Annotated in this window: 19 protein-coding genes; 2 read left to right on the forward strand and 17 right to left on the reverse strand. The window is 50.6% G+C overall.

Features of this window, described 5'->3' with window-relative positions; translation table 11 throughout:
* Positions 1-61 precede the first annotated feature (61 nt).
* The 5 genes from ACNQKP_RS03810 to gatC are packed head-to-tail and all read right to left on the reverse strand — an operon-like array spanning position 62 to position 4,639.
* Complete coding sequence (locus ACNQKP_RS03810; protein WP_417862942.1) at positions 62-487, reverse strand: DUF192 domain-containing protein; 426 nt, start codon at positions 485-487, stop codon at positions 62-64.
* Between the two features lie 7 nt (positions 488-494).
* The gene (locus ACNQKP_RS03815) at positions 495-1,409 is read right to left on the reverse strand and encodes a Ppx/GppA family phosphatase (RefSeq protein WP_417862944.1); all 915 of its coding nucleotides are present in this window, start codon (positions 1,407-1,409) and stop codon (positions 495-497) included.
* Positions 1,410-1,424: 15 nt separating this feature from the next.
* Entirely contained in the window at positions 1,425-2,858 is a 1,434-nt protein-coding gene (gene gatB, locus ACNQKP_RS03820; protein WP_417862946.1) for an Asp-tRNA(Asn)/Glu-tRNA(Gln) amidotransferase subunit GatB, read from the reverse strand.
* On the reverse strand, positions 2,848-4,320 hold the full coding sequence (gene gatA, locus ACNQKP_RS03825) for an Asp-tRNA(Asn)/Glu-tRNA(Gln) amidotransferase subunit GatA (protein WP_417862948.1): 1,473 nt from the start codon (positions 4,318-4,320) through the stop codon (positions 2,848-2,850). Before gatA ends, gatB begins: the two co-directional genes overlap by 11 nt.
* 10 nt (positions 4,321-4,330) lie before the next feature.
* Positions 4,331-4,639: an Asp-tRNA(Asn)/Glu-tRNA(Gln) amidotransferase subunit GatC gene (gene gatC / locus ACNQKP_RS03830; RefSeq protein WP_417862949.1), complete on the reverse strand. Its 309-nt coding sequence runs from the start codon at positions 4,637-4,639 to the stop codon at positions 4,331-4,333.
* An 88-nt stretch (positions 4,640-4,727) separates the two neighbouring features.
* On the opposite strand from gatC, the gene ligA reads away from it, so the two are divergent.
* Complete coding sequence (gene ligA, locus ACNQKP_RS03835; RefSeq protein WP_417862951.1) at positions 4,728-6,728, forward strand: NAD-dependent DNA ligase LigA; 2,001 nt, start codon at positions 4,728-4,730, stop codon at positions 6,726-6,728.
* Here the strand turns inward: ligA and ACNQKP_RS03840 are convergent.
* The 3 genes from ACNQKP_RS03840 to ACNQKP_RS03850 form a co-directional block, all read right to left on the reverse strand.
* Positions 6,725-7,645: a M12 family metallopeptidase gene (locus tag ACNQKP_RS03840; RefSeq protein WP_417862952.1), complete on the reverse strand. Its 921-nt coding sequence runs from the start codon at positions 7,643-7,645 to the stop codon at positions 6,725-6,727. The two genes, ligA and ACNQKP_RS03840, sit on opposite strands and share 4 nt — an antisense overlap.
* 106 nt (positions 7,646-7,751) lie before the next feature.
* Positions 7,752-7,946, reverse strand: a complete 195-nt coding sequence (locus tag ACNQKP_RS03845) for a histone-like protein (protein ID WP_011162677.1) — start codon at positions 7,944-7,946, stop codon at positions 7,752-7,754.
* A gap of 93 nt (positions 7,947-8,039) precedes the next feature.
* Positions 8,040-9,461, reverse strand: a complete 1,422-nt coding sequence (locus ACNQKP_RS03850) for a metallophosphoesterase (protein ID WP_417862954.1) — start codon at positions 9,459-9,461, stop codon at positions 8,040-8,042.
* Positions 9,462-9,481: 20 nt separating this feature from the next.
* On the opposite strand from ACNQKP_RS03850, the gene murD reads away from it, so the two are divergent.
* Entirely contained in the window at positions 9,482-10,834 is a 1,353-nt protein-coding gene (murD, locus tag ACNQKP_RS03855; protein WP_417862956.1) for a UDP-N-acetylmuramoyl-L-alanine--D-glutamate ligase, read from the forward strand.
* Here the strand turns inward: murD and ACNQKP_RS03860 are convergent.
* From ACNQKP_RS03860 to ACNQKP_RS03900, 9 genes are all read right to left on the reverse strand, one after another.
* Positions 10,818-12,848 (reverse strand): hypothetical protein, encoded by a 2,031-nt coding sequence (locus ACNQKP_RS03860; protein ID WP_417862957.1) that lies wholly within the window; start codon positions 12,846-12,848, stop codon positions 10,818-10,820. The genes murD and ACNQKP_RS03860 overlap by 17 nt on opposite strands.
* A 133-nt stretch (positions 12,849-12,981) precedes the next feature.
* The gene (locus ACNQKP_RS03865) at positions 12,982-13,425 is read right to left on the reverse strand and encodes a hypothetical protein (RefSeq protein ID WP_011162673.1); all 444 of its coding nucleotides are present in this window, start codon (positions 13,423-13,425) and stop codon (positions 12,982-12,984) included.
* Complete coding sequence (gene fsa / locus ACNQKP_RS03870; RefSeq protein WP_011162672.1) at positions 13,425-14,072, reverse strand: fructose-6-phosphate aldolase; 648 nt, start codon at positions 14,070-14,072, stop codon at positions 13,425-13,427. Before fsa ends, ACNQKP_RS03865 begins: the two co-directional genes overlap by 1 nt.
* A gap of 61 nt (positions 14,073-14,133) precedes the next feature.
* On the reverse strand, positions 14,134-14,643 hold the full coding sequence (locus ACNQKP_RS03875; RefSeq protein WP_015089254.1) for a hypothetical protein: 510 nt from the start codon (positions 14,641-14,643) through the stop codon (positions 14,134-14,136).
* Positions 14,640-15,329, reverse strand: coding sequence for a 4-hydroxy-tetrahydrodipicolinate reductase (locus ACNQKP_RS03880; RefSeq protein ID WP_038450449.1), 690 nt, complete (start codon positions 15,327-15,329; stop codon positions 14,640-14,642). Before ACNQKP_RS03880 ends, ACNQKP_RS03875 begins: the two co-directional genes overlap by 4 nt.
* Entirely contained in the window at positions 15,326-16,207 is an 882-nt protein-coding gene (gene dapA, locus ACNQKP_RS03885; protein WP_011162669.1) for a 4-hydroxy-tetrahydrodipicolinate synthase, read from the reverse strand. Before dapA ends, ACNQKP_RS03880 begins: the two co-directional genes overlap by 4 nt.
* Positions 16,204-17,061 carry a diaminopimelate epimerase gene (gene dapF / locus ACNQKP_RS03890; protein ID WP_417862960.1) on the reverse strand — a complete coding sequence of 286 codons (858 nt, stop codon included), beginning with the start codon at positions 17,059-17,061 and terminating at the stop codon, positions 16,204-16,206. The genes dapA and dapF overlap by 4 nt, the downstream gene beginning before the upstream one ends.
* Entirely contained in the window at positions 17,058-17,273 is a 216-nt protein-coding gene (locus ACNQKP_RS03895) for a hypothetical protein (protein WP_417862961.1), read from the reverse strand. Before ACNQKP_RS03895 ends, dapF begins: the two co-directional genes overlap by 4 nt.
* Positions 17,257-18,108, reverse strand: coding sequence for a tetratricopeptide repeat protein (locus ACNQKP_RS03900; protein ID WP_417862962.1), 852 nt, complete (start codon positions 18,106-18,108; stop codon positions 17,257-17,259). The genes ACNQKP_RS03895 and ACNQKP_RS03900 overlap by 17 nt, the downstream gene beginning before the upstream one ends.
* Between the last annotated feature and the right edge of the window lie 17 nt (positions 18,109-18,125).

Consider the following 18,125-nt stretch of genomic DNA (forward strand, 5'->3'; position numbering starts at 1 on the left):
TAACAATCTAAGCACAAGATCGAAGTCATGCAAACACTAAGAAAATCACTGGACTTTTGATCTAGTGGATCTTGAGTTTGGAACCCATCTTTATTTTATTTTTATCGAACCAACCTTTATTCATTTCAAGCGCATATTTCGCAGGTTGTGCACTGGCATAAGACGGCAGGGCCGCGTCCGGCACACCTTTACCGGACTTCATTTCCTTCACATCAATCAACGTCAGACTTTTGTCGAAGTACCCGATGGACAGATCTATTAATGTATTTTTCATCCAGAAGAATCGAGTTTCCTCGTTCTTGAATATAAAGAGCATTCCTTCGTCTTCACCCATCTGCGAGCGAAACATCAGGCCGCGCTCGTGCTGGTCCGGTGTCTCGGCGATCTCCACGACAAAAGTCTTGGAGCCCAGAGTAACTTTCTTTTTTGAAAATTCCTTAGCCGCAAAGGCCTGCGGAAGCAGGACCACGAACACTCCTGCGAACATGACAAATTTAGCGAGCGTAGAACATTTCCAGCGCAACACCATAACGAACCCCTTTGGTCGTAACAACCATACCTTCCAATTTCAAAGCTTCCACCACTGCCAGCAGGATCGAAGCTCCTGCAAAAATGATATCCGCTCGGCCACCCAGATGATACTTGGTCTTTTTTTCTTCGACTGTGGTACGGGCAAATTCCTCCACCCAGTGAGCCAGACGGTCTTTCTTCAGGAAGAAGCCATCGACCTTCTTTTCATCAAAGCCACCAACCTCAATCGCCACCAGGGCGGTTGGTGTTCCAGCCACTGCCACGATTTGATCAATATTGTGTTTTTGAATTTCAGGCAGAATTGTTTTCAATTGTTCCTGAATGAACACTTCCAAAGACTTTCGGTCTTTTTCAATCACCGGCTGAGTCGTGATGAACTTTTCTGTCAGACGAACGCCGCCGATATCAAGACTGTGGCCGTACAGAATGTCAGCCCCTTTGCCAACGATCAGTTCAGTGGAACCTCCACCGACGTCCACCACCAGGGAAGTCACATGCGGATTGGTGCCGCCTGCGGTACCCCCCAGATAAGTAATTCTTGCTTCATCCTCACCCGGAATAATTTCAATGGGAATGCCCAGCTCTTCACCGATACGGAAAAGCTCCTGACCGTTGCGGGCGTCACGCGCGGCGGATGTCGCCATTGCCAGAATCTGATCGACGTGTTCGGAATCGATTTCTTTTTTGAATTCCGTCAGACACTGACGGGCTCTGGCCAAAGCATCCGGGTGAAATTCACCGGTCTGCCCAACCCCTTGACCCAGACGCACCACCTGCATCAGATCACGATGCACCTTTTTAATTCCATCCTTGTCACCTGAAGCAATCAGGCACAGGAAGGTATTGGTTCCAAGATCAAGGGCTGCAACTTTTTTCATCTCAAATGTCCTGTTCTATTTCAGTTTCTCTAGAAGAATCTTATTCACAAGATCCGGATTGGCCTGACCCTTGGACGCTTTCATCACGGCACCGACAAAGAAACCAAAGAGATTTTTCTTTTTGCCGGATTTGTGATCTTCAACAGTCTGCACATTGGCCGCCAATACTTCTTCGACCAGCTTCTCAATGGCCGCAGGATCCGAGATCTGCACCAAACCCTTTTCCTTCATGATGACTTCCGGATCATTTCCGGAGGCCCACATTTCCTGGAAGATGGTTTTTGCGATTTTACCGGAAATTGTGCCCTTGTCGATCATCGCAATCATTTTGCCCAGCTGCGCCGGCTTGATTGGTGAATCCTTGATGTTTTTATTGGCGGAATTCAGCTCGCGCAAAAGCTCGGTCATAATCCAGTTCGAGGACGCCTTGAAGTTTTTGGATTCTTTCGCAGTATCTTCATAGAAGTCGGCCAGATCTTTTTCCGTGGTCAGCACCGTGGCATCCAGCTCCGGCAACGCGTGTTCATCCTGGAAACGCTTGGCGCGGGCAATGGGAAGCTCGGGCAGTTCCTTTTTGTATTTTTCAATCATGCTGTCCGTGACGATCACTGGCTGCAAATCCGGATCCGGGAAATAGCGATAGTCTTGCGCATCTTCTTTGGCGCGCATCGAGAACGTGCGGTTTTTATCCGGATCCCACAGTCGGGTTTCCTGGATGATCTTGTCACCGCGCTCAACACAATCAATCTGGCGTTCAATTTCGTATTCAATGGCTTTTTCAACAAAACGGAATGAATTGATATTTTTGATTTCAACTTTGGTGCCGAACTGGGTCGCACCCTCTTTACGAACCGAGACGTTGCAATCACAACGCAATGATCCTTCCTCCAGATTCCCGTCACAGACATCCAGATAGCGCACGATCTGCCGGATGGTGCGCGCGTATTCTGCTGCCTCCTGGGGTGAGCGCATGTCAGGACCCGAGACAACCTCTAGCAGCGGAATGCCGGAACGGTTGTAGTTGATCAGTGTGTATTCACCGTGGTGGTTGGATTTCCCGGCGTCCTCTTCCATATGGGCGCGGGTGATGGATACGGTCTTTTCTTTTCCATCCACTTTGAAAGTGATCGATCCGTTTTCACAGATAGGCTGATCATACTGGGAGATCTGATAGCCCTTGGGAAGATCCGGATAGAAATAGTTCTTGCGCGCAAAAACGGATTTGCGACGGATGTCACAACCCAAGGCCAGACCCGTTTTTATCGAGTATTCGACCACCTTGCTGTTTAGAACCGGCAAACTGCCGGGCATACCCACGCTGACTGGCGAGGTGTTTTCATTGTCGCCGGCTTCAAAGGCCGTTGATTCCGAACTGAAGATCTTTGTCTTCGTGCTCAGCTGCACATGGATCTCAATACCGATGACGGCTTCATATCCTCTAGATGACATGGGGATGTTTTCCTTTCACCAAAGAGGCGCCTTCCAGCGCGTAAGCCACATTCAGCATCTTTTGTTCCTCAAAGTGACCCGCCGTCAGCTGAATACCGATCGGCAGACCGCTTTGTGAATGGCCAAAAGGAACACTCATTCCCGGCAGACCGGCAAGATTTGTCGAGGTGGTAAAGATGTCATTCAAATACATCGCCAACGGATCAGAAACCCGTTCGCCAATCTTGAAAGCGGGTGCAGTGGTGACCGGGCTTAAAATCACATCACATTTTTTGAAGGCTTCCAGATACTGTTCCATGATCAGGCGGCGCACCTGACCGGCCTTGTTGTAAAAGGCATCATAGTAACCGCTGGAAAGGCAGTACGTGCCCAGCATGATACGACGTTTGACTTCGGCACCGAACGCCTGACCCCGCGTCTGACTGTAGAACTCTTCAAGATCCACCGCCGAAAGATTTTTAAATTCGGCACGATATCCGTATTTCACGCCGTCATAGCGGGAAAGATTCGATGACGCCTCACTCGCAGCCACCAGGTAATACACCGGCACAGCAAACTCGGTCATGGGAACAGAGACTTCAACAATCTCAGCGCCCAGTTTTCTCAATGTATCCACGGAGTTTTCCACAGTCTTTTGCACGTCCGGATCCAAAGCACCGGTCATGTATTCCTTCATCAGACCGATCTTCATGCCTTTGACATCGGCGTTCAGATTCTGGCTCCAGGCCGGGACTTTTTTCTGACTTGTGGTGGAATCCTGCGGGTCAAATCCGGAAATCACTTCCAAAGTCAAAGCGGCATCCTTCACCGAACTTACCATCGGGCCTGCTTGATCCAACGAAGATGCATAAGCGATGATGCCATAGCGGCTCACACGACCGTAAGTGGGTTTCACCCCGACAATGCCACAGAAGCTTGCGGGCTGACGAATCGATCCCCCGGTGTCTGTACCCAGCGTTCCCGCCACCAAACGCGAAGCTTGGGCGGCGGCAGAGCCACCGGAAGATCCCCCGGGCACACGCTCCAGATCCCACGGGTTTTTCACCACACCGTGGAAAGACGTTTCATTGGAAGAACCCATGGCAAATTCATCCTGATTAAGTTTTCCCATCACCACGATGCCGGATTTCTTTAGACGAGCCACGGCGGTGGCATCATAAGGCGGGACAAAGTTTTCCAGAATCTTGCTTCCGGCGGTGGTTGTCAGACCCTTGGTGCAAAACATTTCCTTAATACCAAAGGGCACACCCGCCAGCAGACCCACGTTCTCGCCCTTGGCGATGCGCGCATCCAGGGCCTCGGCGTCCTGGACGGCCAGGGGATTCAATGACGTGAAGGCGTTCAGTTTCGGATTTAAGGCCTCAATGCGCTTTTGAAAATGCAGTGCCACTTCCTTGGCGCTTATTTTTCGGGATTTGACGGCGTCGGCGATTTCAGAAATGGAGGCAAATGTTAAATCCACAATCAACCTCCTAGACAACCGGTGGAACTTTGAAAAGGTTGCCCGCGCGGTCCGGTGCATTTCCGGTCATTTCATCCGCGGTGAATTCCTGACTGACGACATCTTCACGCCAATAGGATTCAATTTCCGTCGGAGTCACCAAAGGTTCAATCCCGGCGGTGTTGATTTTTGAAATCTGCTCAAAGTGGGTCAGGGCCTTGGCCAGCTGGGTGCTGTATTCCTGGGCTTCTTCATCCGTCACATGCAGGCGGGCAAGTTTGGCAATCGCTTCGATCTTCTTTTTGTCAATCACCGGAAGCTCCTCTCGGTCTATCGACATTTAAGCTAGTACAAACTGCCTTGAGAGTCATCTTTTGCCCAATGCGTTTGATGGTGACTGGACCTCAGAGATAGGTGCAAATTGTTCTATGTCCAAAAAACGCCATGAAGAGCTAAAAAAGATCATTTCTGAACACGACCACAACTATCATGTTCTGGATAAGCCCACCATTACAGATTACGAATACGATCAGCTCTTCAATGAACTTCTGGAGCTTGAAAAAAGCACCAAAGGTCTGGACCTCAGCGATTCACCTTCCCAGCGAGTGGGCGGAACTGTTTTGGAAGGCTTTGCAAAAGCCCAGCACCGCCTGCCGATGCTTTCACTGGCGAACAGCTACTCGCCCGAAGATATTTTCGAGTTCGATGAACGTGTTAAAAAATTCCTAAACACCGAAGAACCGGTGGAATATCTTTGCGAGCTTAAATTTGACGGCCTTTCCATGGAGCTGATCTATGAAAAAGGTCAGCTTGTTCGCGCCATCACCCGTGGCGACGGCACCGTGGGAGAGGACGTCACTCACAATATTAAAACCATCAAAAGCATCCCGCTAAAACTTGCTCATAAGAATCCGCCAGAGCTTCTGGAGGTGCGCGGGGAAGTTCTGATGTTCAAGGAGGACTTCGCAAAGCTGAACGAAACTCAGCAGGAGAACGGGCAGCAGACTTTTGCCAATCCTCGCAATGCCGCCGCCGGTACTGTGCGCCAGCTGGATTCGCGCATCGCCGCTTCTCGCCCGTTGCGTTTCTTCGGTTATGCCTTGGGCGCGGTGGAAGGTGAAAGCTTCAGCACACAAAAGAACATTCAGGAATACTTTAGCGATCACGGCATCCCAACAGTGCTTCCCTACAAAGAAGAGCTGCTGGTGGTGGCCAAGGGGCCTGAAGAGGTTGTGAAGTACTATCACCACATTGAGAAAGTCCGTCCTAAACTTCCTTTTGATATCGACGGTGTGGTGATCAAGGTCAATTCCCTGCGATTGCAAGAGGACCTGGGACTGGTGGCAAGAAGCCCCCGATGGGCCACGGCCGCGAAATTCAAGCCGGAACAGGCTCAAACCACCGTGGAAGACATCATTGTTCAGGTGGGTCGCACGGGGGCGCTGACTCCGGTGGCGATCATGAAGCCCGTGAAAGTGGGCGGGGTCACCGTTACGAACGCCACTTTGCACAACCAGGATGAAATCACCCGCAAAGACATCCGCATTGGCGACACCGTGATCATTCAGCGCGCAGGCGATGTGATCCCCGAAGTGGTGGAAGTTGTAAACCCTGACAAGCGACCGGCGGATCGTCTGCCATACTCGATTCCTGAAAACTGTCCGGCGTGCGGTTCTGTCGCTGTGAAGGCCGAAGGCGAAGTTGTCACCCGTTGCGTGAATCCACTGTGTATCGCCGTGGTGAAGGAATCGCTGAAACATTTCGTGGCAAGACGGGCGATGAACATCGACAAAGTTGGCGATCGTCTGATTGAAACCCTGGTCGACAACAATCTGCTGACCAGCTTTTCGGATTTCTATCGTCTGACCAAAGAGCAGATTCTGTCCTTGGATCGTCAGGGTGAAAAGTCGGCCGACAACATCATCAAGTCCATTGAAAACAGCAAAAACCCGACGCTGGCGCGATTCATCTTTGCTTTGGGAATTCGATTTGTGGGTGAACAAACCGGAAAACATCTGGCCGATCACTTCCTGACAATTGATAAGTTCCTGGAGGCCAGCGAAGAAGAACTGCTGCTGGTGCCGGAGATCGGCGCGAAGGTTGCCAAATCCATCCGCGACTGGACAGGAAATCCCAAGCTGGTCGACGAAGTTCACGCCATGCTAAAGCTTGGGGTTACCATCGCAGGTCCCGTGCGTGCCCAAGAGGGTTCGCTTTCTGGCATGAGCTTCCTGATCACCGGAACGTTGCCGGTGAAGCGTGATGACGCCAAAGACTTGATTGAAAAAAACGGCGGGAAAATTCTGGGCTCGGTTTCATCCAAGCTGAATTATCTGGTCGTGGGTGATGATCCAGGCTCGAAAGTTGAAAAGGCCCAGGGCCTGGGCGTGAAGATTATCTCTTGGGAAGAACTTCAGGCTATGATTTAGTTTCTGCCATAAACATTTGTCAGGCGCTGGATGTCTCCGGCGCTCAGCGCGGCACTTGGGGCAAGTTGAAATTCTGTTTTTGATTTCATGGTAACGCCGCCGTTTTTGCTAAAAGCCGTCGGCTGATAAAGCATGACGGATTCAAAATCAAACGCCGAAGCCCCGCTAAGCACCATCAACGACGCGGGAAAAAGTTCAAAGTTGTGTTTGTACTTTTCCTGGATATTATCCCACATCACTTCAACAAACCGGTCCCGGTCGCTGCGATTCTGTTCATGGATAAACCCCAGAGCGTGCATGATTTCGTGAATGATTTCGGTCACACCGCAACCTCCAGAAATCCACAGCGGCTGCTTGCCACCGACTTTTCCAAGATAGGATTTACATCCTGACCCGGCTTCAAACACCAGAACATCTTCCTGATTGGTGTAAGGAACAAACTTGATGGGTGTTTCAACAAACGCGGCGATAGCCTGAATGATCTCTGATTTATTGGGTACATCACCCTGAATATGAAAAGGCACCACACCGCCTTCCCACAACTGAACACTTTCCACAGCCACACTGCCGCGGACTTTGGCGCTGCGGGGAACTCCGATCACGATGTCCTCGTTAACAACCGCCACGCCGTCTTCCACCACATAGGTCACTTCACTCTTGGCAGAAACTTCATCATGAGGTGACGACGGCTCTTCATAGGGCACACTTTCACTGACAGTTTGTTCAGTCTTCATTTCAAAGGCCGAGGAAACTGCATCCGGCTCCGAGTCGGATGGAGCTTCCGCTTCTTGAGGATCTTGGTTTTCAGCAATAGGGGTCGAATAAGGGACTTCTGTGTTTTCAGAAGACAGGGGCCACAGCAGATAGCTGATGACAGCGCCAAGAACAAGAAGGACGGGCAGGGCTTTTTTAATCATTCAAACTCCGGCGGAATTTTCAGTGCTAAAAAATGCAAAACCCACGGTTTCAGGGCCGTGGGTTTTAAAATTGAACCAATGCTGAACGAACTTTCGTTCGACCGAATTAAAGGTGGTCGATAACGATATCGCGAGCCATTACGGTTTTACGACCGTCAGCTTTTGCAGATTCAACGCCTTTCAAGCACAGTTGCTCAATGGCTTTACTGAGTACGTCAATAGTCTCAGCAGATGTGTTCATTTGACCTTTTTCTTTGATCAGTTTTTTAACTTTGCTTGTTACTACAAGTACTTCTGCCATGATATACCTCTCCATCCATGTTAATCGAACAGATAAAAGGTTTGCATAGGGTCCTGTGAATGACAATATGAAATCTTCTTGCGGCGCACTAATTTAAGAGCGCCCCGGGTTCATTAACAGCTCCGGTTTTCCATCCACGAACTTGAAAAGCTCTGCCTGACGGGCTCCGGCCTCACCCGGAGAGATCCACACGAACGTTTTTTGATCCAGAGGCTTGGTGCATTCCACATCCAAAAAGGCCGGTGACCAGCATCCACTGTTCAAGTGTTCGACAGACCCGATCATTTCATGACGGGTGTGATGGGTGTGCCCGTAAACGATGCGATTGACCTTGGTGATCGCACTGGTCATGGCCATCACCCGGTCATCGGGTTCTTTGTAGCCAGACACGAGGGACGTCACGGACTTGCTGTAGAATAAGAAAAACGGCAACAACAGGAACAGCGGAATGAATGCCCAGAAGAACGAGATTTCATAAATGGCCCGCACAAAGATCATCAGTTGAAAGATCAGATAGAAAGCCACAAAGATAATAAACGCCCGATCCAACCACAGTTCGCGCGCCAGTAAAAACGGATTGCTGGCTGCCGGAGCTACAAAGAGCTCTTTCAGTTCACGCACCATGCGTGGCTCGGCATTTGATTTTTCTGCGATCAAAGACACGCGGTCTTCAATCTTCAATGGGTTTCTGATCGGCGCCGCCAGACGGTCATAGAACGAGTGCAGCAAAGTCAGCACAGAGCCCCAGAACCAGGTCAGTACCAATCCCGGCTGTGCACGCAGCATGTACTTCACGAAGAACTTAATGTACTGCGGAATACTCATGATGTAGTTACTGTCCACATGCGGGTTGAAGAAACCCATTCCGTTCATCAGATATCGACAAGCCAGGTTTCCAAACGGAAGCTTCAACGAAACAAAATTATAACCACGAACAAACGGATTGATCGGGTCTTCACACATGCAATAGGGATCATACTGATTGCCGTGCTCAATCAAAGTGTCCTGATTGCTGATATAGAACCACTCTACAAAACGGACCTGATATTTTTTGTCTTCCGGCAGGTTCAAATGACGATAGATCTCGGCCTGCACTTCCGGGAAGTGAAGCTCAAGATCGTGGTTGCCAATCACAAAGACGGCGCGATTTCCACGCAGTACAAACTCGCGCAGGGCGCGGACCCAGTCGGCATGATCTTTCAGAATCACTTCAATTTTAAATCGGGATCGCTCTTCAATCGGAAACAGCCCGCGGCGCTTTTCAAGACCGCTGACATGAAAGACCGGTTCATCCGGCAAACGCAGGACACTGTCAAAATCAAAGATATCCCCGTTCAGAACAAGCTCAACCGAAGCACCTTGAGCCTTTTCTTCACAGTTCTTCAGAAACACTTCAAAGGTGTCATCAAAGAAGAACTGACGCGTCTTGAATTTCTTCCACAACGGAAAACGCAGGTTCACAGGTTCGGCTTCACACAAATGCAAATCACTGATGATCGCAGTGTGCGACGCCATTTTAAAATCAGGAAAAGGTCTTGAAAAAGAAGTGGGCAAATCTGCCTCCCAAGTCTATGATCGTGCAGATGAAAGAATTTATCAAGAACCTGAAGACTCCAATTGCAATTGTCGGCATGGGTAAAAGCGGTGAAGCCGCCAAACGCCTGCTGACTTTGGCGGGTCATGCGCCCGAATCCATTCTTACTTTTGATGGAAAACTGGAATCGGCTCAGTTTCGTGACCCTCAGGTCCTGATGAATCAAAAACCCGGAACACTGGTCGTGTCCCCGGGTGTTCCCCTGGCATCGGCCTGGATTCAAGACGCTCGGAAAAACGGAGTCCAAATCACCAGCGAACTTTCTTTGGCCTGTGCGACCCTGGAAACCGAAAAGATGATCGGCGTGACCGGTTCCGTTGGAAAAAGCACGACCGTTTCGATTTTAGGTGCGGGGCTAGAGGCCTTTTCCAAAACTGGCTTTGTCGGTGGAAACCTGGGAACCCCGTTTGCAGACTATGCCGCCGATGTGATTGAAGGCAAACGTCCGCGCGCCGACTGGGTGATTCTGGAGCTATCCAGCTATCAACTGGAAAACTGCGAGGGTCTTTCCCTGGATTATTCCGCGATCACGTACCTCACCTCCAATCATCTTGAACGCTACGACAACCTTCAGCACTATTACGACACCAAATGGAAGATCCTGTCTTTGACCAAGGATGCTTTGTTACTTAATCGCGAAGGCGGCGACCTTGTTGAGTACTTCCACAAAAATGGCGGATCTGAACAGGTGAAAATTATCTCGCGATCGGACAAGGCTTTAACTTCTTTGCAGCTTGAGAAAGCGCAACTGATCGGGCAGCACAATCAGGACAATCTGGCGTTGGCCAGCGCCCTGGCACTTTCTGCAAAATGGCCGGCTTCAGCAATTGAGGGCATGAAGGCCTTTAAGGGCCTTGTCCACAGACTGGAAAGTGTTGGCACCCACAAGGGCATTCGTTTCATCAACGACAGCAAAGCCACCGCCATGGACAGTGTGTTGATTGCAACCGCGGCGGCCCACGACACTCTTTCAAAATCCGGAAAGCTGTGGCTGCTTTTGGGCGGCCGGGATAAAAATCTGCCGTGGCAGGATCTGAAAGCCCTGGGAAATCTGAAAGACATTGAGTTTGTGTTCTTCGGTGAATGTCGTGATATCGCACAGACAAAATCCACGTTGCCCGGAAGGTCTTTTGCCCGTTTGGGTGAAGCCCTGTGTGACATCCTGGGAAGTGCAAAACCTGGTGATACAGTATTACTAAGCCCGGGCGGAACCAGTCTTGATGAATTCAAGTCCTTTGAAGATCGCGGGAACTATTTCAAGAAATGTGTTTCTGAATTTACTCTCGGAAACTAAGCACGGACAGCGTGTTTGGATCCACGGGCAGAACGCGGGAATAGATCTTCTGCGTTCTTTCGCCCACCACCACAACTTCGTGAATATCTTCAGGAACGTTGTAAAGAATGAAACCACCACCCGCGATGCCCTTGCCATTTTGCAGGATACGGCCTTGCATATCGAAGTACACAATCTGGCGCGGGTTGAATGAATCATATGCAGCCAGATAAACTTCAAAGTTTTCATCCGGAACAAAGCCCACAATCACACCCGCCGTCGGCAGATCATCAATCTTCAGATAACCTTTGATAGCGCTCAGCCATGACCAGCGAACCACCGGGGCGTGCACGTATTCGTCGTTGTCATTGTAAACATATCTGGCCGCCACATAGTCGGTGCCCTCAGGCTGTACTCGCATCAGACCATAGCGCTTCAGGTTCGGCAAAGTCACCGTCGTGGCACCCTGAACTTCAAATTCGCTCTGCAAGCTTTGCATGGTCACGGTGGCCGGAACCGCATCGCCCGCAAAGGCGTCATACACCCGCAGCGGAACGGCTTCGTTTTTCATAGTGGACTGAATATCCCCTTGAGCCACAGAACCCTCTTCGACCACCACGTTCTGATAACCCACAATCGCTTCCGCCCTTGTTGCCAGCAGGGAATGGAAGCCTGGCTCCGCATTCACAAAGGCAAACAGACCGTTGTCGCCGGTGGATTTCAAACTTGGATCCGGCAGCATGAACTGATTAAAGTAAACCGGCACAAGGCTTGGATCTGATTCGACAACCACATCAATTCCGGAAAGTGTTTTGCCATCAAGGCTGACCTTACCCCAGATGATGGTTGGTGCGCCTTCAAAGGACATCTGTCGTTGCTGGCTCAAAATGTCCTGCAGGGCCTGGATCATCGAAGCCGGATAAAGAGGCGTCTTAAATTCCTGACCCGAAACCACAATCGATGCTGTCTGCATGTGCGAAGGCGCTGCCGCGCGCATCACCGTCGTGGATCCTTTGGTCACATTATCCATCGCCACGGCTCCGTCTTTTTTCGGAGCGACTTCTTTGGCACCTTTTACAAAGGTCACCAGAGTCTTGGCGGGAGCTGCATCATCCGGCTTTGGATTGTAAGCACTTGTAACAATGCCGCCAAAGTCAGGATGTGGTTCGATGCGAATCTTCGGTCCCTGCAAACGGTTTTGCGCAATCGAGGCGACACGATTTAAGCGGAAGCTGCCTTCACCCAGGGTTTTACCCTCTTTGTCCACCAGACGGGCAATGATGGATCCGGTCACGTCTTCGACATCTATATTATACTGACCCTGAACAAGATTGACCTTGCCCAGTTCTTTTAAGACGCCTTCGTCACTGCGACGGATTTCAATATGATGTTCATTGGTGACCGCCAGACCGCCGGTGATTTCCAAAGGACCCGAAATCGTGCGAATGCCCGCCGGTCTTTGTTCTTCCACCAAACCATAGGAAGGATTCAGACCGTCCTCAGAGGGTTGATTGTTGCGATCCGGGATGCGCACTTCAGCTTGGGGAATTTTGGTGCTGGCTTTGCCGGAAGCATCCACACCCGCCACATACACACGTGGGTTGGAGGATGTTGTCGCCGTCATCACGCCGGATTTTTCCAGAACCTCTTTGGCCATGTCAGACCACGTTGGCTGGCTCCAGTCCTGACCCATCACTTCGCTGCGGCTTTGAGCGGCTTGCAGACGCTTGGCTTGAGCAGGGGAAAGATCATTCATCCATGCCGTCGGATCGGCATCCACCGTTGTTGTGGATGGTGCTTCCGCGACAAATCTTTCCGGAGTTTTTTGAATCACCATTTCAGCGATCTCCACACGCTTCGCAAACAGCGGTGCGGTGGACTTTTCTGCGGCAAGATTCAATGGTTTCACTTTTTCGATTCTTGACCACTCTGCAAGTTGCCTCTCGGATTCCAGCAGTTCTTCAAAGGCGATATGTGGTGGAGAATTTTTCTGAGCTTTGATGGTGAGGGCTTCATAAATAGGTATGAACTTCAAGCCACCCGTGGGGCTTGACCAGTATAAGCTTCCAGCTAATACCAGGAGCGGCAATATGAACCGCTTCAGTCGCATTCCTTGCAACAGTCACCTCATTTGAAGAATAGTCATTTCTGACTAGCCTTTATCGTATTTAGAAGGAACGGAAGTCGTCAATGACGTTACGACTGTCGCGACTTTGGTTAAGGGACTGGCGGATCTTTTCCGCGATGGGCGCGGCTTTGTCGTCGTCGCGGTCAAGCAGGTCAAAACCGCCATCTTCATTACGACCTTCGACCAGAACCTGGACCTGAACATCGTAAGGACGGCGGTCACCCAGAACAGTGACATGGGTGTAAAAACGTTCTCTGGCCATATCCATCTTGTCGATATTCTTGCCTTTTTTGTCGTAGTACTGAGACGTCATCTCGCGCCCGTTTTGACTGATGGATTTGGGTTCACCAATCACAGCCACAATCGCGCGACGGGTCTCACTCAAGTTCAGTGGGGTTTCACGCAAGATCACCCCACCGGTGCGACAACCAGCAAAAAAAAGCGTCGATGCAAGAAGGAATACCCAGACGAAGGTCTTCATCATTATTTCTTCTGAGCCTTATTCCAGTCATCCATGAACATCTTGATACCTTTGTCAGTTAACGGATGGTGAGTCATGGATTGCATTACTTTAAACGGAATAGTCGCGATGTCCGCGCCCATTTCAGCTGCAAGTTGGATATGCATCGGGCTTCTTACGCTGGCTACCAATACTTCAGTCTCGAAGTCATAGTTGCGGTACATCTGGATAACCTGATCAACCATCTGCATACCTTCAACACCAATGTCGTCAAGACGACCCACGAACGGGGATACCATCGTCGCGCCGGCTTTAGCCGCAAGCAACGCCTGCATTGGAGAGAACACCAGTGTGACGTTGGTCTTGATGCCTTCTGATTTCAATTTCTTTACGGCGATCATGCCGTCTTCACACATTGGGATTTTCACCACAACGTTGGAAGCCAGTTTCGCCAGCTCTTTACCTTCACGAACCATTTCTTCGTGCTGCAGGCTGATCACTTCTGCAGATACTGGACCTGTGATCTCTTTGCAGATCTCTTTGATCACGGTGTGGAAGTCCTTGCCGCTTTTTGCGATCAAAGAAGGGTTGGTGGTAACACCGTCAACCCAACCACGAAGATTGGCTTGTCTGATTTCTTCAATTTCTGCTGTATCGATGAAAAACTTCATGGGGACTCCCGAGTCTGGAAACGTGATTTTTGGATACCCTCAATTTGTACGTTTTCCAGGATTAAAAATCAACCAGGCTTTTACCCTGAATATGGAACTCGGCCTGCTTGGCCGGCAGGGCGGAACGCGCAATTTCACTTAAGCTCTTTTGATAGATGGGATGCTCATATTGCCCCCAGGCCTCTGCGGCACAGCGAATAATAAGAGGATCCTGGTGCAGTTGCGGATAGGGAAGCGTCAGACGCGGTGACATTAGAATCATGTCATCGAAAGTCAAAAGGGTCAGTTCGGCATGGCTGCGTTGAAGCAGACCCGGCGCGCCTTCCGCACAACCGGAAAGCACCACATGCAGACACTGATCGACCGACATCATGGTTTCAAAACGAATCACAAACTCCATGCGGGCACTCAGATCCAGACGCTCCGGAGTCAGGTAACGTTTGTACACCGAAGAAATCGCCACAATGTCTCCACACTCTGACAATTTAGCCAAAAGTGCCTTGGCTTTCTCGGTGCCGCCGACCAGATCCAGCGTCAGATATATCAATGCCGAATGCCGCACAGGACTCATTTTTTGCTTTTTCCGAACAGAACATCGCGGATCTGATATAGACCCGGCTTTTGTTTCACCAGCCACTCGGCTGCCTGCACCGATCCTTTGGCAAAGACGGTGCGGTTCAAGGCCGTGTGTTCAAAGGTCAGAACCTCTTCATCACTCATGGCAAAGATCTTGTGCACGCCAAACACGCCGCCCCCGCGAATGGCCAAAGCTTCGGGAAGTTTCTTATCCACCGCTTTTTCCAGATTTTCCTGCAGCGTGATCGCCGTGCCGGAAGGTCGGTCCTTTTTGCGGTTGTGGTGGATTTCCTCAATCTGAAAATCAAAATGCGAAATCGCGGAAAAGGCTTTCAGCGCTTCGTTCAGCACCGCCACACCCAGGCTCATGTTGGAAGACCACAGAACCGGAATTTTTTTGCTGTAGGTTTTCAGCAGCTCTTTTTCTTTCTTGGAAAAGCCCGTCGTTCCGCACACCACCGGTGTTTTGGTTTCGCTGGCTTTTTTCAAAACATCTTTCAGGGCTTCCGGTGAAGTGAAGTCAATCCACACATCCACAGCTTGCGCCTTCTTGGAGTCCCACTTTTCACCGCGCAGTGGAGCATAAACCAGTTCGCAGCGGGGGTTGGCTTCAATCACCCCGGCGATCTCTTGACCCATGCGGCCGGCAGAACCCATCAGGCCGATTTTGATTTTCTTCACAGCACACCCACTTTTTTCATCTCGGCCTGAAGTTTTGCGGTGTTTTCAGCTCCCAGCTCCACCAATGGCAGACGCAGTTCTGCGGACTCCAGAATGCCCATCAACTGCAACGCCTTTTTCACCGGGATCGGATTGGCTTCAACGAAAAGAAGATTGATCAGGTCGTTGTATTTTGCGATGTCCGCGCGGGCTTTATCCAGCGCGCCTTCAGACACCCATTTTTTCCACTGCACCATTTGTGCGGGAATCACATGTGACGCGACTGAAATCACCCCGTGGCCACCAACGCCCAGGAATTCAACGTAAGTGCCGTCATCCCCGGACAGCATCACAAATTCGCTGCCGCAGGCCTTGATGATTTCACTGGCCAGATCAATTTTGCCGGTGGCTTCTTTGATACCAACCACACCTTTGACTTTGGCAAGATCACGAATGGTGCCTGTTTCAAGCGAGGTGATGGTACGACCTGGAACATTGTAAAGAATCGTTGGAATCTTCACGGAAGAAGCCACGGCTTTAAAGTGTTCATACAGTCCGCGTTGTGGTGGTTTGTTGTAGTAGGGAACCACAACCAAAATCGCATCCGCACCCATTTCTTCCGCCTTGCGGGAGTCTTCAATGGTTTGGGCCGTGTTGTTGGATCCGGTTCCCATGATCAGAACAACTTTGTCTCCGCAGACATTGCGGATGTGTTTGAAAAGCTCGGCCTTCTCTGAGGAGGTCAATACAGGACTTTCACCCGTCGTGCCGTTGACGACAAAACCATCCACGCCGCCAGCAAGTTGTTGCTTCAGAAGCTTATCCAGCGAAGCGAAGTCGATCTTTCCGTTTTTAAATGGCGTTACCAGTGCGGTGAACGTGCCTTTGAAATTTTTCATCCTACCACCTCAAGATTGTATTTAAAGTCCCCGACAAAAACCGCGTCCCCTTCCATCAGCGGGTGGGGATCACCACTGACGAATGTCACTTGCATTGAACCCCCGGGCATTTGCACTTCCACGCTGGATTCTTTGGTTTCTTTGTTATGAACGAACGCTGCCGCCACAGCTCCCGTGCCGCAAGCCAAGGTGTAGTCTTCCACCCCGCGCTCGAAAGTCACGGCTCTGATTTTTCCCGCGGACTCCTCGGCATAGAAGGTGACGTTGGCACCTGCGGGCTGCAGATCGTGATGGGATCTGGCTTCGCGGGCCATGTCTTTTAAAGCCACCGTGTCTGAAAACGCATGGATCTTTTGCACCAAGTGCGGAACACCGGTGTTCACCAGTGCGAATTTTTCCGTGGAGCTGGATTTGGTTTTTAGTTCGATCAGTTCCTGGATAAAGCGGGCTTCCGGCATTTTCACGCGGATGCGGCTGTTACCCAGAATTTGCGCCACCACCAGGCCTGCACCGGTTTTAAAGCGCAAAACACCGGTGCCCTTGGCTTCTAAAGTGTCATAACAAAAACGGGCCGCACATCTGGCAGCATTGCCGCACATTTCCGCGGTGGAGCCGTCGTTGTTATAAAAGTCCCAATGAAAATCAAAACCCTCACTGCCATCTTCGATCAGCAAGAAACCATCGGTGCTCAGGCCCAGTACGCGGTCACACACCAGTTTTGCAAACTGCGGGCGGGTCAGGCCCAGGGTTTTTTCAAGGTCGGCCCACGCCGAGCCCGTGCGGGCATCGATCAGTGAAAACGTATTTCCCGCTCCGGACATCTTGGTGATGGAAAGCGGCAACAGACGGTTCATCGCTCCTCCGTCTCGGCGGCGGTGTCGTCATCCTGATTTTTTTTGATGGATTTCTTTTTGGGATTCGGTGCCTGGTTGGCATCCTTGAAGGTCGGCTCACCACGGCCCAGCGGTGCCGGATTCAGTGGCGGCAGGGGACGGCCCTTAACTCCACACGCGGAGACAGCCAGGGCCAATACTGCAAACAGAAGGATTTTATTCAGTGGTTCCATTCATCCCCTTAAGCTCGCCCTCGACTTCCAAAATGCGTCGGCAAAGCATGGGGTCTATCATATACTGTCTGTACTGGTTCGCAGAAATGTTTTTGCAGGTCATCACGTATTTCTGAGCCTGTTCGGTGTTCATCCTTTTCTGAGAATGAGCCACTTTCCACTGCCAATAGAAGAATTCAGGAAACTTTTCGTCCGCTTTCTTCAAAAGAACCAGGGATTCCTGAGTTTTTAGCGGATTGTTAAGATCCAGAAACTTTTGGACCTCCAAGGCGTACCAGTATTTCTGCAGCGGAGACTTCTTCACAGCCACCGTGTCATAGACTTTCTGGTATTCCGGCCATTTGGTCTGACACGCCAAAGCCTGGGCTTGGGTGAGCTTTAGATCCTCATCAAAAGGCACCACCAAAAGCTGTTTTCTTACAGTTTCAAGGCCGGCCTTGCAGTCGCCCTTGGCAATCATCAGCCTCGCCATCTCAATCACGATCGGAAAGTTGTCAGGTTCGATGCGTGCAGCTTCCGACACCTTATCCAAAGCCTGATTCACGTCAGCCTTGCGCAAGGAAACGCCGGTTTCATATAGCTGCTGGGACTTGTCGCTGAAAAAGATGTTGGAAACTTCGCTGACGGTTTTTTTCAGTTCAGCCACCGCCTGGGGACGGGTTTCTCTTTGAATCGCGGCAGAAAGAATATTGAGCGCCTGAGTGCGGTCACGCTGCAGACTCAAATTGTAGGCTTTTTCGATAATATCTTTGTAGGTCTCAGACTTGGGAAGTTTTGTCTGAGAAAAAGCGGGCAGGGTCAAAAAGGAAAGAGCCGCTGTTAGGGCGGCTCTCATCACTGTCATTCTCATGA

The organism is Bdellovibrio bacteriovorus (assembly GCF_048286975.1).
Lineage (GTDB): Bacteria > Bdellovibrionota > Bdellovibrionia > Bdellovibrionales > Bdellovibrionaceae > Bdellovibrio > Bdellovibrio bacteriovorus_H.

Coding starts and splice junctions, on each gene's coding strand:
- ACNQKP_RS03850 (WP_417862954.1), bottom strand. CDS start 9,461: ATGGCGTCGCACACTGCGATCATCAGTGATTTGCATTTGTGTGAAGCC.
- ACNQKP_RS03875 (WP_015089254.1), bottom strand. CDS start 14,643: ATGAGTCCTGTGCGGCATTCGGCATTGATATATCTGACGCTGGATCTG.
- gatB (WP_417862946.1), bottom strand. CDS start 2,858: ATGTCATCTAGAGGATATGAAGCCGTCATCGGTATTGAGATCCATGTG.
- ACNQKP_RS03815 (WP_417862944.1), bottom strand. CDS start 1,409: ATGAAAAAAGTTGCAGCCCTTGATCTTGGAACCAATACCTTCCTGTGC.
- fsa (WP_011162672.1), bottom strand. CDS start 14,072: ATGAAGTTTTTCATCGATACAGCAGAAATTGAAGAAATCAGACAAGCC.
- ACNQKP_RS03840 (WP_417862952.1), bottom strand. CDS start 7,645: ATGATTAAAAAAGCCCTGCCCGTCCTTCTTGTTCTTGGCGCTGTCATC.
- ACNQKP_RS03845 (WP_011162677.1), bottom strand. CDS start 7,946: ATGGCAGAAGTACTTGTAGTAACAAGCAAAGTTAAAAAACTGATCAAA.
- dapA (WP_011162669.1), bottom strand. CDS start 16,207: ATGAAAAATTTCAAAGGCACGTTCACCGCACTGGTAACGCCATTTAAA.
- ACNQKP_RS03810 (WP_417862942.1), bottom strand. CDS start 487: ATGTTCGCAGGAGTGTTCGTGGTCCTGCTTCCGCAGGCCTTTGCGGCT.
- ligA (WP_417862951.1), top strand. CDS start 4,728: ATGTCCAAAAAACGCCATGAAGAGCTAAAAAAGATCATTTCTGAACAC.
- dapF (WP_417862960.1), bottom strand. CDS start 17,061: ATGAACCGTCTGTTGCCGCTTTCCATCACCAAGATGTCCGGAGCGGGA.
- ACNQKP_RS03895 (WP_417862961.1), bottom strand. CDS start 17,273: ATGGAACCACTGAATAAAATCCTTCTGTTTGCAGTATTGGCCCTGGCT.
- gatC (WP_417862949.1), bottom strand. CDS start 4,639: ATGTCGATAGACCGAGAGGAGCTTCCGGTGATTGACAAAAAGAAGATC.
- ACNQKP_RS03865 (WP_011162673.1), bottom strand. CDS start 13,425: ATGATGAAGACCTTCGTCTGGGTATTCCTTCTTGCATCGACGCTTTTT.
- ACNQKP_RS03900 (WP_417862962.1), bottom strand. CDS start 18,108: ATGAGAGCCGCCCTAACAGCGGCTCTTTCCTTTTTGACCCTGCCCGCT.